This window comes from Alkalihalobacterium sp. TH-98 (assembly GCF_057473385.1).
The window spans coordinates 16,097-30,454 of the sequence record NZ_JBYCKM010000054.1 but is presented as its reverse complement, the minus strand read 5'-3'; the positions used below and the strand labels follow the sequence as shown (position 1 = coordinate 30,454).

The following is a 14,358-nucleotide window of genomic DNA, read 5'->3' as shown; positions in this document are numbered from 1 at the left end:
GTAAAGACACTTTGCTTCTGTAAAGTGTCTTTATTTGTCTTACATACATACGAACTGACGTAATTCCCGATATTTTCTAAACGCCAGACGGTTGTGCTAAAATGAAAATTAAGTATGGAAATTGAGAGGAGTGCTCTTATGAATAAATTAGTTCTTGTAGATGGAAACAGTATTGCTTACCGCGCGTTTTTTGCACTTCCTTTATTGAACAATGATAAAGGAGTTTATACGAATGCCGTCTATGGCTTTACGATGATGTTGCTTAAAATTATCGAAGAAGAAAAACCAACTCATATGGTCGTTGCGTTTGATGCAGGCAAAACGACGTTCCGGCATGAAACCTATGGAGAGTATAAAAGCGGCCGTCAAAAAACACCTGGAGAATTGTCGGAACAATTCCCGCTCATACGAGAGGTGTTAGATGCATTTCAAATTTCAAGATATGAAATTGAGAATTATGAAGCAGATGATATTATCGGTACACTTGCTAAACAAGCTGAAAAAGAAGACTGGACGGTAAGTGTTTATTCGGGAGATAAAGATTTACTTCAATTAGTATCCCCTAAAGTAAAGGTGACGTTATCTCGAAAAGGGATTACTAATGTAGATACATATGATGAACAAGCGATAGCAGATAAATATGGAATTACGCCGTTACAAATTATTGATATGAAAGGCCTCATGGGAGATAGTTCCGATAACATACCTGGTGTTCCTGGGATCGGAGAAAAAACAGCGTTAAAACTTTTGAAAGAGTACGAAACGGTTGAGAACGTTCTTGATTCTATCGATAAAATATCCGGTAAGAAAATGAAAGAACGACTCGAGGAAAATAAAGAGCAGGCTCTTATGAGTAAAAAGCTAGCAACCATTTTTAGTGATGTCCCTATTGATCGCAGTTTAAATTCTTTTACATTTGAAGAATATGATAAAGAGAAAGTAGTTGCGCTATTTAAAGAGCTAGACTTTAATACATTATTAAATAAATTAGATATCGGGGAAACGGAAGAAACTACCCTAAAAGATGAGGACATTGAGTATGGTGTCATAGATGAAGTAACAGAGGAAATCCTTCAAAGTCCGTCTGCACTCATTGTCGAAGTCATTTCGGAAAACTATCACCAAGCAGATGTACTCGGTTTTACGATTGTTAATGAAAGTGGTAAATACTTCATTCCAACAGAAGTGGCAAGCCAATCGGATGTCTTTATTGATTGGGCTAAAGACTCAACCAAGAAAAAATGGTTAGCTGATACGAAACGAGCTGTTGTTGCTTTAGGGTGGAAAGGTATTGAGCTGAATGGTGTGGCCTTTGATATCCTTTTAGCATCATACTTACTGAATCCTTCAAGCTCTTCGTACGAGTTAGCTGATGTCACAAAAGAGCGGGGCAAACAACTAGTTGAGTTTGATGAAACCGTTTATGGAAAAGGAGCAAAACGTAAAGTTCCTGAAAGAGACATTTTAGAGAAGCATCTCATTAAAAAAGCACACGTTGTATATACATTAAAAGAAGAGCTTGAAAATGAATTAAAGAAGAATGAGCAATATGAATTGTTTAGTGAATTAGAAATGCCATTAACTCTTGTTTTAGCAAAGATGGAAATTACCGGTGTAAAAGTCGATGAACAACAGTTAAAAGCGATGGGGCAAGAATTAGGAGAGCAACTAGCTTTATTAGAAAAGGAAATTCATGAATTAGCCGGAGTTTCATTTAATATTAATTCGCCCAAGCAATTAGGTGAAATTCTGTTTGAGAAGCTAAACCTCCCGCCGATAAAAAAAACAAAGACGGGTTACTCCACCTCAGCCGATGTTCTTGAAAAACTACAAGATCAACATGAGATTATCGGTAAAATATTGCACTACCGTCAATTAGGAAAACTGAACTCAACGTATATTGAAGGTTTACTAAAAGTCGTCCATCACGATACGAGCAAAATCCATACGATTTTTAATCAAGCGTTAACCCAGACCGGTCGCTTAAGTTCAACGGAACCAAATTTACAAAATATCCCGATTCGCTTAGAGGAAGGAAGAAAAATTCGTAAAGCATTTATTGCTTCTGAGAAAGACTGGGTCATTTTTGCTGCAGACTACTCACAGATTGAATTAAGGGTACTGGCTCATATTGCTCAGGATCAAGGATTAATCACGGCTTTTAAAGAAGATATGGACATTCATACAAAAACCGCAATGGATGTGTTTCATGTTAAAGAAGATGAAGTAACCTCCAATATGAGAAGAAGTGCAAAAGCTGTTAACTTCGGAATTGTTTATGGCATTAGTGATTACGGTTTGTCACAGAATTTAGGAATTACGAGAAAAGAGGCAGCTCAATTTATTGAACGCTACTTTGAAAGTTTTCCTGGAGTTAAAGATTACATGGATCGCATTATTGAAAAAGCAAGGGAAAATGGCTATGTAACGACATTATTACATCGTCGAAGATACCTGCCTGAAATTACAAGTCGAAACTTTAACTTGCGCAGTTTTGCGGAAAGAACTGCAATGAATACTCCTATACAAGGAACAGCTGCAGATATTATCAAGCAGGCGATGGTACAATTAGGGGAACAATTAGAAGAAGCAAATTTAAATACCCGCTTATTACTTCAGGTTCATGATGAATTGATCTTAGAAGTCCCAAAAGATGAACTTGAAATGGTTGAAAAAATGGTCAAAGACGTGATGGAGAATGCTATTGAACTCGATGTACCTTTAAAAGTAGATTCTTCCTACGGAGACAGTTGGTACGACGCAAAATAAGGAGTAAGAACGATGCCAGAATTACCAGAAGTGGAAACGGTAAAACGAACATTAGAACGATTAGTCATTGGTAAAACGATAGCGGATATTGAAATTCGATGGCCCAAAATGATAAAGAAACCAGATGATGCCGAACATTTTAAAGCACTTTTACAAAACCAAACGATTCGTGAAATGGGGCGACGCGGCAAATTTCTAAAGTTTGTCTTAGATGATTATGTCTTAGTCTCCCATTTACGAATGGAAGGTCGATACGGAATGTATCAGGCAGATGAAGAGGTTAATAAGCATGTTCATGTGATCTTCTACTTTTCTGATGGAACACAGCTGCGTTATCAAGATGTTCGTAAGTTCGGTACCATGCACTTATTCGTTAAGGGAGAGGAAGAACGTTCTTTACCTTTAATGGACTTAGGGTTAGAGCCTTTTGCTAAAGAATTTACAATTGAACATTTGAAAGAGGGTCTGGCTAAAACAAACAGGAAAGTAAAAACGGCGTTATTAGATCAAAAGATTGTGGTCGGCTTAGGAAACATTTACGTTGATGAAGCTCTTTTTCACGCAGGCATTCTCCCTGAGCGTTTAGCCAAAGATGTTAAGGAAGAAGAATTGCCATTACTCCATGAAAAAATTATTGAAACATTAGGAAAAGCCATTGAACAAGGAGGAAGTTCGATAAAATCATATGTCAATGGTCAAGGGGAAATGGGAATGTTTCAGCAATTTTTGTTTGTTTACGGTCGAAAAGGTGAGCCGTGTAGAAAATGTGGAACAATGATTGAAAAAACGGTAGTCGGGGGACGTGGGACGCACTTCTGTCCGAATTGCCAAAAATAAAGTACATTGGATAGGCTCCTGCCATATACTATCGTATCAGTCATGGAAGGAGCTTTTTACATGGTAGAAATCTTCTCATTACTACTATTAGCATTAGCTGTTAGTTTAGATAGTTTTGGTGTGGGTCTAACGTATGGACTTAGGAAGATGAAATTGCCGTTTAAGTCCTTATTATTTATTGCGTTTTGTTCAGCAGCTTCTATCCTTTTAGCCATGACATTCGGGAATTGGATCCAACGCTACTTATCTCCTCAGTTTGCAGAAGCTCTCGGGGGGATTATCTTAATCTTGATTGGTGCATGGGCGCTTTATCAAGTATTTCGACCAACAAAAAATGCAGGTGAAGAAGAGGAAGAGGTTCCAAAAAAGGATGATGATAAAGTCCTTATCAACTTAGAGATTAAAATGCTTGGCTTGGTGATACGAATACTGAGAAAGCCGATGGAAGCTGACATTGATAAATCAGGAACAATTACAGGAAGAGAAGCGATTTTATTAGGGGTCGCTTTATCACTAGATGCGTTTGGAGCGGGAATTGGCGCAGCCCTCATTGGGTTTTCACCTTGGTTGATGGCACTTACAGTTGCGATTATGAGTGCTTCCTTTGTTACGTTTGGGATGAAAAGTGGATTCAGGTTTTCTGATTCGTATCTAATGAAGAAGTTTTCATTTATTCCTGGGTTATTACTGATTATACTAGGTGTATGGAGTCTCATTTAGAGGAAGTTCAAAAAGTCCGGGAAAAATAGCGGTCGAAGCTCGGCGTTGGCTAGCTTCTGTGTTGCTCGTGTATTAAAAGCATACACTGTGCTACTCAAAGCTACGCCGCCTTGATCTTCTCGGCTCTTTTTGTCCTCCTTTTTGAAGCGAGATAGAAGGGAAGTTCAAAAAGTCCGGGAAAAATAGCAGTCGAAGCTCGGCGTTGGCTAGCTTCTGTGTTGCTCGTGTATTAAAAGCCTGCGGGAATAAATAAAGGAGTATAAAGGATGATTATTGGCTTAACAGGTGGAATTGCTAGTGGTAAAAGTACAGTATCTCATTTCATTTCGAAATTAGGAATACCCATTATTGATGCAGATGTAATAGCAAGGGAAGTTGTCGAACCTGGAGAAGACGCTTTTAAACAAATCGTTTCTCATTTTGGCACTCGGGTACTCAATGAGGAAGGTACAATTGCTCGAAAACAACTGGGTGAGATCATTTTTAATGATGAGAAAGAACGGAAGATATTAAATTCCATCGTTCACCCCGCAATTCGAAAGCGGATGATTGAAACGAAAGAACGGTTTTTTAAAGATGGCCATCCTGTTGTTGTTTATGACTTACCCTTACTATTTGAAAGTGATTTACGTCATATGGTCGACAAAGTATTGTTGGTCTATGTGGAAGAACAAGTTCAGTTAGAGAGGTTGATGGCGCGAGATCAGTCTTCTAGAAAAGAAGCACTGAGTCGTATCCAATCCCAAATGCCGTTAAAGGATAAAATCAAGTTAGCGGATGAAGTCATCAATAATAACGGAACCATCGAAGATACAAAAGAGCAATTGACACAAATATTAACGAAATGGCAAATAATAAACCATTGAGTTATACTTTTTCATCAATTTTGGTGATCTAAGAAAAGATGAGTGAATAGGAAAACACTAAGATATCTTAATATCCTAGTGTTTTTTCATTTATATTAACAGCGCCTTGACCAAAGTGGAGTAGTCGCAAGTAAAGGTATTAACGCTATACAGTAATCAATGACAAATCAGAAGCGATATTCAATGAATTAATTGAATTGCCTAATTATTTTTATTTATTATCTTTTTATAAAATTATTAGTTCTTAATGCATATTATATGTTATACTATTTCATATCAGAGGACATTTAGTATAGCATATATAAATGGGGAGGATCTAATTATGATGAAGGTTAAAGTGGCGATTAATGGGTTTGGAAGAATTGGGAGAATGGTGTTCAGAAAAGCAATTCTTGACGATAAATTAGATGTTGTAGCGGTAAATGCAAGTTACCCTGCGGAAACATTAGCTCATTTAGTAAAATATGACAGTATCCACGGACCATTCCAAGCGGAAGTAGAAGCGGGGGATAACGAACTAATCGTAAACGGTAAAGTCGTTAAGCTTTTACAATCACGTGATCCAAAACAATTACCATGGAAAGAAATGAATGTAGATATCGTTGTTGAAGCAACGGGTAAATTCAAATCAAAAGAGACGGCTGGTTACCACATTGAAGCTGGAGCAAAGAAAGTAGTAATTACTGCACCAGGTAAAGATGAGGATGTTACAGTAGTTGTAGGTGTAAATGATGACGATTACATTCATGAAAAGCACGATGTGATTTCAAATGCATCTTGTACAACAAACTGTCTTGCACCTGTTGCTAAAGTTATAGATGAAGCATTTGGAATTGAAACAGGAATGATGACAACTGTTCATTCTTATACAAACGACCAAAAGAATATTGACAATCCACACAAAGATTTACGAAGAGCTCGTGCATGCGCTCAATCGATTATTCCAACATCTACTGGAGCAGCTAAAGCAATTGCGAAAGTTTTACCAAACCTGAACGGAAAATTAAACGGTATGGCATTACGAGTACCAACACCTAACGTTTCTTTAGTTGACTTTGTTGTTCAAGTTAAGAAAGATGTAACGGTAGAAGAAGTAAATGAAGTATTAAGAAATGCTGCGAACAATGAGTTAAAAGGTATCTTAGGTTTCACTGATGAGCCGCTTGTTTCTATAGACTTTAACGGTAATGAAAATTCATCTATTATTGATGGCTTATCGACAATGGTATTAGGAGACCGCCAGTTAAAAGTTTTAGCTTGGTATGATAATGAGTGGGGTTACTCTTGTCGTGTTGTAGACCTTGTTAACCTTGTTGCCGAGAAAATTGTAAACGATGCAAAACTTCACGTTTAATCTAATCTAATTAGTAGGTAAAAATTTTGGCTGACCTGTGTTTCCTCAGGTCAGCTTATTTTGTTTCTTTCCGGAAGGGTATATACGAATGAAAGTGGGTTAACAATAAAGTGATACTTCCCCTGTGGTACCTTAACATTCCTACATGCTTGAGAAGGCATGACATTTTTTTGAAAAGGGGGATTCAACTTATGGATACTATGGGTCGTCACATAATTGCTGAATTATGGGGATGTAACGTAGAGAAGTTGAATGATATGAATTTTATTGAGAGAGTATTCGTTGACGCTGCATTGGAGTCGGGAGCAGAGGTCCGTGAAGTTGCCTTTCACAAGTTTGCCCCACACGGTGTTAGTGGAGTTGTAATTATTTCAGAATCACATTTAACAATCCACAGCTTTCCGGAACATGGATATGCTAGTATTGATGTTTACACATGCGGTGATCGAATTGACCCGAATGTAGCTTCAGATTATATATCTAAAGCACTGCAGGCAACAACAAGTGAAATTATTGAAGTGCCAAGAGGAATGGGTCCTATCAAAGTTGAGAAATTGAAAAGTAAAGCATTGTGATGCGTAAAAAAGAGGTGGTGGAAAAACCATCTCTTTTTGATTTTTTGACAAGGCACTGAAGAGTGCTTAAAGATGTTGCTCTAGCTCTACTGAATAGTAAAAAAACATTATTAATTCCCATTGATTTTCTCCATTTCCCTATAGAGAGTTTTTTTCTAATCGGATCAGTGAACGATTTCTTGTCATTTTTCGAGTTTTTATTTATTATTAAAGTAGTATATTTTGTTCGTTACGCCAAATGCAAGACAAAGTGGAGTTGATACTGAATGCGTTGTCCAGCATGTGAATACAATGGAACTAAAGTTCTGGATTCGAGACCTAGTCATGAAGGGAAATCGATACGTAGGCGAAGAGAGTGTGAATCTTGCAATTATCGGTTTACTACGTTTGAAACTGTTGAAGAGCATCCAATTATTATTGTTAAAAAAGATGGTACAAGACAAGAGTTTAGCCGTGAAAAGATTTTAAGAGGGCTTATTCGCGCCTGTGAAAAACGACCAGTTTCGCTTGAACAGCTCAATGAAATTGTGACGAAGGTTGAACGTGAGCTTCGAAGCAAAGGGATGAATGAAGTTGAGAGCCGAGTTGTCGGTGAGTTAGTAATGGAAATATTAGCAGGTGTAGATGATGTTGCCTATGTCCGCTTCGCATCCGTTTACCGTCAATTTAAGGATATAAATGTTTTTATTGATGAACTAAAAGATCTAATTGATCGAAATACGACTAAGAAATAAATGAGCTTTAAGCAGTCTGCTGAGAGCTCTTTTTCACTTTTATCCCGTTTAACTGGCGCTAAGACGCCCACTTCAAGCCTTTGAGGAAGCGAAAAAGGCTAAGTGGGAGACAAGCGAGCGCCAGTAACAACCCGATTGGTTCAACTAATTTTCAGTGGAGGATGAAGAAACACTGAAAAAGTTTCACTTTATAGATTAGATTGAAGTAAGGATAGGTGGTATAGATGGAATGGCATTGGAAAGAGCTTTTGCCAGTTGACCGTTTAATGATTCGAGCGAAAGACCAATTAACGGTTCAAGATCAAAGAGTACTCATATTATTATATCAACCTCTAATTGGTGCAGTAGCATACAGCTTGTACATGACATTGTGGAGTGAGCTGGAAGATGATATTTACTGGAGTGAAGAGACTACACATCGTCAGTTAATGATTAGTATGGATTTGCCGTTACCGCAACTTTTTCAAGAAAGAAAAAAGTTAGAAGCGATCGGTTTACTAAAAACGTACAAGAAAAAAAAGGATGATTACTCCACTTATCTATATGAGCTTCAGCCCCCGATGTCACCACAGGCATTTTTTACAAATGACGTTTTAAGTGTTTATCTATATAATCGATTAGGGAAGACGAAATATCGACAAATTAGGGAGCGGTTTTTAATCGACAAATTAGATGAAGAAGGGTACGAAGAAGTAACGTACGCGTTTGATGAAGTATTCACTTCTTTATCACATTCAGAAATTGCTACTCATCACCAAACAGAGTTGATTGAGGCCTTAGAAATAGACCCAAACAAAGAAGTCGTTCAAAGAGGACAAGAGCAAGACCTGTTGTTTGCGGATCGCTCATTCGACTTTCAATTGTTAGAATCTGACTTAGGGTCGTTTAGTAATGCAAAAAAGTTACTGACAGTAGAGGTTAAAAAAGTCATTATTCGTCTTGCTTTCGTTTATCGAATTGAACCGTTAGAGATGAGTCGGTTAATTCAGCAAGCTCTTCTTCATGATGATGAATTGAGTGTAGAGGAATTAAGAAAACGAGCGCAAGAATGGTATAAAATAGAGTATGGAAATGAGCCTCCTACCCTGGGATTAAAGACACATCCATTAGAACATCGTGAAATGAGTGGCAAAGTTCCACAAACTGAAGAGGAAAAAATGATATCACTGTATGAAACAACATCGCCGTTAGATTTACTTGAGAGCCGATCAGATGGTGCGAAAGTTCCTTTAGCTGATGCAAAAATTATCGAAAGCTTACTTCTCGACTATCAGTTAATGCCTGGTGTTGTAAACGTACTGATTGATTCTGTTTTAATTCGTAATGATATGAAGCTGACCAAAGCTTTAATTGATAAAATTGCTGGGCATTGGTCCAGAAAAAATATAAAAACCGTAAAAGAAGCAATGGAATTAGCCAGAGTTGAGTATCAAAAAAATACAGCGTACCAACAAGGTAAAAATGAAACCCCAGTTGCTAAAGGCCGACCGAAAAAATCGTCTGTACGCAAAGAGAAATTACCGAAATGGCTTTTAAAAGAACAAGAAGAAAAGTCTGCAGCGGCGACTTCAGATCATAATAGTCAAGACCCTAAAGTTGCTCAGGAAAAAGAAAGGTTTAATAAAATGATGGAGCAACTAAAGCAAAATAGAGCGCTAAAGGAGGAAGATTAGATGGAATCCATTCAATCCTCCCTTCAAAAAATGATGAGCGGGGAAAAGTTTTTAAAGCAATACGAAAAGATGAAGCATGAGATTTTTACCGATCCAATTATTAATGAGTTTATTAAAAAGAACCCTCAAGTTTCTCTTGAAATGCTTGAGAGGAGTTTGCCAAAGTTAGATCAATATAGAAAAGAGCTGAATACGTGTAATAACTGTCCGGGACTTGAAAAATGTTCTAACTTAATGCAAGGATACAAACCTCGCCTAGCGATAGAAAGAAATTATGTGGATATTCGCTTTGAGATTTGTGAAGTTAAACTTAAAAAAGATCGACAAAAACAACAACAATCTCTTATAAAAAGTTTATATATACCTAAAGATATCCTTGAAGCAAGGTTTGAAAACATTGACCAAAAAGAAGAGTTGCGAATGGCTGCGACTGCTGCAGCATTAGAATTTGTCATGGAAGCTGACCCAGGCAACCATACAATGGGTCTTTATTTATATGGGAAATTTGGTGTCGGTAAAACGTATATTATGGGTGCTGTGGCAAATGCCTTAGCAGACCGCGGAATTGAAACGATGCTCGTTTATACTCCGGACTTCTTTAGGGAAATGAAGCAATCAATTGGTGACGGCACATTAAATGAAAAGCTAGAACGAGTAAAAAATGCCGGGGTGCTTATTTTAGATGATATCGGTGCAGAAAGTCTGTCCAGCTGGATACGTGATGATGTTTTAGGCGTTATCCTCCAATATCGAATGCTTGAAAAGCTCCCAACCTTATTCACATCAAATTTCGATTTTGAAGAATTGGAAGAACACCTATCTTACTCGGATCGTGGTGGATTTGAACAGTTAAAGGCGAAACGAATTATGGAGAGGATTCGTCATTATACTAGACCGGTTTATGTTGATGGCTCCAATAGAAGAGGACAGAATTAGTCTTTATTGGAATGGGCATTTTTTAATAATCTATGATAGTATAATACTAGTTGATAAAGTTGGGGGTTATAAAACAAATGAGCATTGACCACATTCTAGAGCGTGCAGTGAACGGGGAACGAATTTCATTAGAAGACTGCATAGAGCTTTATAAAAGTGATGAAGTAGAAAAGATGGGTGAAGCAGCAAATACCATTATGAAAAAATGGCACCCAGAACCAGTGACGACTTTTGTTATCGGTAGGAACGTGAATTATACAAATTTCTGTGATACGTATTGTCGTTTTTGTGCATTTTACAGACCACCTGGGCATGCAGAAGGCTATGTTCTTGAAGATGAGGAAGTGCTAAAGAAAATTCAAGAAACTGTTGATGTCGGTGGAACGGAAATTTTAATGCAAGGTGGGACGAATCCGGATCTACCTTTTTCATATTACACAGATCTATTAAAGAAGATAAAAGAGCGTTTTGATATTACAATGCACTCTTTTTCACCTGCTGAAATTTACAAAATGGCTGAAGTTTCGGGCCTTTCTTTAGAAGAAGTTCTTATTCAATTAAAAGAAGCTGGCTTAGATTCCGTACCGGGTGGCGGTGCTGAGATTTTAACTGAGGAGACTCGCAGACGTGTAAGCAGAATTAAAGATACGTGGCAAGAGTGGATCGAATGTATGAAAACCGTTAAGAAAGTTGGCATGCACGGTACCGCAACAATGGTTATCGGTTTAGGGGAAACGATTGAAGAACGTGCACTTCACCTTCAACGGGTCCGTGATGCACAAGATGAAGCAGATTGTTTCCTAGCGTTTATTTCCTGGACATTCCAACCCGATAACACCAATTTAAAAGGTGAAAAAATTTCACCGCGTGGATATTTAAAAAATGTCGCAATCTCGCGTATCTTCTTAGATAATATTGCGAACTTCCAATCGTCATGGGTAACGATGGGGCCGGAAGTAGGAAAACAGTCGTTATCTTACGGTTGTAATGACTTCGGCAGTACGATGATGGAAGAAAATGTTGTATCTGCTGCAGGGACAACCCATAAAGTCAATACAAATCAGATTTTAGAATTAATACGAGAAGCGGGTAAAATCCCAGCGCAACGTAATACTAAATATAATATTTTACGCGTATTTGATAACGATGAAAAAACAGAAAAAGATTTTGTAATGCAAAACTAATTGAAAACGATGATAAGAGAGGGGGTGGCTTAAGAGGCCAGCTCCTTTTTTTTAAGCAGATTCAAACATTTCGAAGATGTCTAAATTCAGCGACTAGCGAGACTTCGCTCACCTCCTTATGATAAGTCAACATCAGGCACTTGCACTTTTCTTATAATGATTGCAGATTAGTTAAAAATTTCAAAATAATGTGATATAATGAATGAACATTCACTCGAAATGACACGTTTTCTCATAGTTTACAAGAAAAGCCTTTAAAAATGCTTACTTGTACTGGAACTAATAACATAACACTCTAAGAGGTGAAAGAAATGAAGCGTATTGGGCCACTGATGATCTTAGAAGGTAAAAATAACAGCAAAGTACCTTATTCTAGAAATATATTTATTGATTGTCCTGAAAAAGTGTTAATCGATTGTGGAGCAGATCCTAAAACTCTTTTAGAGATTAACGACCAGTTTGGTATTGAATTAATAGTAAATACTCATTATCATCCAGATCATACTCAATATAATCATCTTTTCCCAAAAGCCCAAAAGTGGATAAATCCACTTGAGTTTAACACAGCAAGATCAATTGAAGGGATTGCAAAAGCTAATGGGATATATGAAGAATGGGGAGAGGCTGGAATTGAGCAGTGGAAAAAACAACTGCCTCAGGAATGGGTAAACAATTTACAGCAAATTTCGGGAACGTATCAATATGAAGTCGAATATTCCTTTGGGGGAGTGAAAACGGTCCTCTTACACACACCAGGACACACAGCTGGTTTATCTTCGCCTTATTTCCCAGACTTGGGGGTAGTCTATGTTGGCGATTATGATATGACAACATTTGGGCCATGGTATAACGGTACCGATGGAAGTATTGAGGACTTTATTGAGTCTGGAAAACGCCTGTTGACTCTTGATGTAGATACCTTTATAACCGGGCACCAAAAAGGCTTATTTACGAAACAAGAATTCCAAGTTGAAATGCAGCGATTTTTAGAAGTGATTGATAAGCGCGATGAAATGATCGATTATTATGCTCGGCAAGGATTAAGCTTTGAAGAATTAACAAACATTGGGATATTTTATCCGAAGGAAGTACTAAAAGTACCTATTTTTAAAACGTGGGAACGTAGTGGAATCCGAAAACATCTACGGCGTCTTAACCTTACTGTATCTAAAATGCCCGAGGCGTATGCAGTAACAAAATAAAAATAGACTAATAAGAGAATTATATTAATAATAAAATTGAAAGGAGGAGAATGTTCCATTGGAGATGGATGGGCATCGAACGTATGCAACCTTTGAATGTGACCATTGTTTAATTGAACTTACTGAACATGATGACGATTCAGTTGATGAGGAATCCAAAGAGTTTTATAAATCTTTAGCACAAATGATTGTCAGCAGTTATGACAGATAAAGAACATATATCGTACGCTTATTTGTTTTTATAACAAATAAGCGTATTTTTTAGTTCTTTTTTTTATAGCTTGTCATAGGAATGAATTAGAATGATTTGTCATGCACGAAGGCTTACAACCGGGAGACGGTACAATAAATTGTTAATTCATCGGTTAAGGGGGATTTACCATTGATTGCTATTCAATTTGAATCTCAGCAAGATTGCCAACAAGTCTATAATCAACTTACCCGGTATATGTCTAAATATACTCAGTTAGGTTTACAAGTAACGTTAGACATAGAAGAGGGTGAAGAAGGTACGACGATATACATCCAATATGAAGACGATGAAATCAACTTCTATGATTCGTTTCATCCTTTATTAGCATCTGTTCTTGCTCAGCATGTGATTGAAACGAAAGAAGAAGATTGGTTACTAGAAATTATTGATCAAATGTTTTATTTTAATGATCCCGAAGAGCAAGAACAAATACTAAGTATAGCTTGTGAAATCATAAACGGAGATCGAGAAGATATACCAGCTATTCATTGTTTCTATGAGCGCGAAAATTATTTATATGAAGCCTTTGCAAAAGGCATTGACAAACATACTACATTCTACTATGAACCATTTTTAACATTTCGTTTGAAAGATTATGGTGAAATTTTAATTGATTGTGTTGAAATTGCCATAGATGAGTACTTACTAGAACAAGAGTATCAAAACATTGTGGAAAGCCTTCGCTATTTCCTAAAGACTGCTCCAAAGAAAATGAAAGAGATTCATCTTGTACATGATGGAGAATTTTCTTTTTACGATGGTGCATTTAAAGAGATTAGCAGAGAGGAAAAAGAGCTGTTCCTTGAAGAGACCTTAGTTTTTGAGGGAGACTTAGACATCGACGAGATGGTAATATCGCCACTCGTTAGTATTAATCCGGAATCACTCCATATTTACACTGATGACGTAGACCAGGGAATTATTTATACACTACAAACCATCTTTGAAGAAAGAGCTGTCATTTATCCTTTAGGTGTATTTCATCGAGTAACGTAAAAAAGTTCATAGTATTTTAAACGAAAGCTTGATTTTCTTTTAAGCAATTCATATAATTACTTACATATCAAATTTAATGATGTGTGATGTAATGATAAGGACATGAGTCTTCGTTTACGGTTTCCAGAGAAGGTAGAATTGCTGAGAACTACCTAACACGGAATGTCGACTTACCACCTTTGAACATTAGCAGGGAAATTGAAGTATCTGCTAACGGCTCCAGACCGTTATTCTGTAGAATTGAGCTATAATTGCACCT

The 14,358-nt window shown here is 37.2% G+C and carries 13 protein-coding genes and 1 other annotated feature (1 of these 14 running past the window's edge); all 13 genes read left to right on the top strand.

All coding sequences use genetic code 11. The annotated features are described in order from the left end of the window. Positions 1-138 precede the first annotated feature (138 nt). Complete coding sequence (polA, locus tag AC2VNP_RS20805; protein ID WP_486919192.1) at positions 139-2,769, top strand: DNA polymerase I; 2,631 nt, start codon at positions 139-141, stop codon at positions 2,767-2,769. 12 nt (positions 2,770-2,781) lie between these two features. Then, positions 2,782-3,606: a DNA-formamidopyrimidine glycosylase gene (gene mutM, locus AC2VNP_RS20800; protein WP_486919190.1), complete on the top strand. Its 825-nt coding sequence runs from the start codon at positions 2,782-2,784 to the stop codon at positions 3,604-3,606. A 60-nt stretch (positions 3,607-3,666) separates the two neighbouring features. Next, on the top strand, positions 3,667-4,326 hold the full coding sequence (ytaF, locus tag AC2VNP_RS20795; protein ID WP_486919188.1) for a sporulation membrane protein YtaF: 660 nt from the start codon (positions 3,667-3,669) through the stop codon (positions 4,324-4,326). Between the two features lie 266 nt (positions 4,327-4,592). Beyond that, positions 4,593-5,192: a dephospho-CoA kinase gene (gene coaE, locus AC2VNP_RS20790; protein ID WP_486919186.1), complete on the top strand. Its 600-nt coding sequence runs from the start codon at positions 4,593-4,595 to the stop codon at positions 5,190-5,192. Between the two features lie 325 nt (positions 5,193-5,517). After that, complete coding sequence (locus AC2VNP_RS20785; RefSeq protein WP_486919231.1) at positions 5,518-6,546, top strand: glyceraldehyde-3-phosphate dehydrogenase; 1,029 nt, start codon at positions 5,518-5,520, stop codon at positions 6,544-6,546. 191 nt (positions 6,547-6,737) lie between these two features. Beyond that, positions 6,738-7,121, top strand: coding sequence for an adenosylmethionine decarboxylase (speD, locus tag AC2VNP_RS20780; RefSeq protein ID WP_486919184.1), 384 nt, complete (start codon positions 6,738-6,740; stop codon positions 7,119-7,121). Positions 7,122-7,387: 266 nt separating this feature from the next. Next, positions 7,388-7,855: a transcriptional regulator NrdR gene (gene nrdR / locus AC2VNP_RS20775; protein WP_275116980.1), complete on the top strand. Its 468-nt coding sequence runs from the start codon at positions 7,388-7,390 to the stop codon at positions 7,853-7,855. A gap of 224 nt (positions 7,856-8,079) precedes the next feature. Beyond that, on the top strand, positions 8,080-9,528 hold the full coding sequence (locus AC2VNP_RS20770; RefSeq protein WP_486919183.1) for a replication initiation and membrane attachment family protein: 1,449 nt from the start codon (positions 8,080-8,082) through the stop codon (positions 9,526-9,528). Then, positions 9,529-10,464: a primosomal protein DnaI gene (dnaI, locus tag AC2VNP_RS20765; protein ID WP_486919181.1), complete on the top strand. Its 936-nt coding sequence runs from the start codon at positions 9,529-9,531 to the stop codon at positions 10,462-10,464. It begins immediately after the preceding gene. 77 nt (positions 10,465-10,541) lie between these two features. Beyond that, positions 10,542-11,648: a cyclic dehypoxanthinyl futalosine synthase gene (gene mqnC, locus AC2VNP_RS20760; protein WP_486919179.1), complete on the top strand. Its 1,107-nt coding sequence runs from the start codon at positions 10,542-10,544 to the stop codon at positions 11,646-11,648. A 311-nt stretch (positions 11,649-11,959) separates the two neighbouring features. Continuing rightward, complete coding sequence (locus AC2VNP_RS20755) at positions 11,960-12,850, top strand: MBL fold metallo-hydrolase (RefSeq protein WP_486919178.1); 891 nt, start codon at positions 11,960-11,962, stop codon at positions 12,848-12,850. Between the two features lie 58 nt (positions 12,851-12,908). Continuing rightward, the gene (locus tag AC2VNP_RS20750; RefSeq protein ID WP_486919177.1) at positions 12,909-13,061 is read left to right on the top strand and encodes a hypothetical protein; all 153 of its coding nucleotides are present in this window, start codon (positions 12,909-12,911) and stop codon (positions 13,059-13,061) included. A gap of 171 nt (positions 13,062-13,232) precedes the next feature. Continuing rightward, a complete protein-coding gene (gene ytxC / locus AC2VNP_RS20745) occupies positions 13,233-14,099 on the top strand; it encodes a putative sporulation protein YtxC (RefSeq protein ID WP_486919175.1) in 867 nt (288 codons plus the stop codon). An 82-nt stretch (positions 14,100-14,181) separates the two neighbouring features. Continuing rightward, positions 14,182-14,358, top strand: a binding site (T-box leader) (it continues 86 nt past the right edge of the window).

Coding starts and splice junctions, on each gene's coding strand:
- polA (WP_486919192.1), top strand. CDS start 139: ATGAATAAATTAGTTCTTGTAGATGGAAACAGTATTGCTTACCGCGCG.
- mutM (WP_486919190.1), top strand. CDS start 2,782: ATGCCAGAATTACCAGAAGTGGAAACGGTAAAACGAACATTAGAACGA.
- ytaF (WP_486919188.1), top strand. CDS start 3,667: ATGGTAGAAATCTTCTCATTACTACTATTAGCATTAGCTGTTAGTTTA.
- coaE (WP_486919186.1), top strand. CDS start 4,593: ATGATTATTGGCTTAACAGGTGGAATTGCTAGTGGTAAAAGTACAGTA.
- AC2VNP_RS20785 (WP_486919231.1), top strand. CDS start 5,518: ATGAAGGTTAAAGTGGCGATTAATGGGTTTGGAAGAATTGGGAGAATG.
- speD (WP_486919184.1), top strand. CDS start 6,738: ATGGATACTATGGGTCGTCACATAATTGCTGAATTATGGGGATGTAAC.
- nrdR (WP_275116980.1), top strand. CDS start 7,388: ATGCGTTGTCCAGCATGTGAATACAATGGAACTAAAGTTCTGGATTCG.
- AC2VNP_RS20770 (WP_486919183.1), top strand. CDS start 8,080: ATGGAATGGCATTGGAAAGAGCTTTTGCCAGTTGACCGTTTAATGATT.
- dnaI (WP_486919181.1), top strand. CDS start 9,529: ATGGAATCCATTCAATCCTCCCTTCAAAAAATGATGAGCGGGGAAAAG.
- mqnC (WP_486919179.1), top strand. CDS start 10,542: ATGAGCATTGACCACATTCTAGAGCGTGCAGTGAACGGGGAACGAATT.
- AC2VNP_RS20755 (WP_486919178.1), top strand. CDS start 11,960: ATGAAGCGTATTGGGCCACTGATGATCTTAGAAGGTAAAAATAACAGC.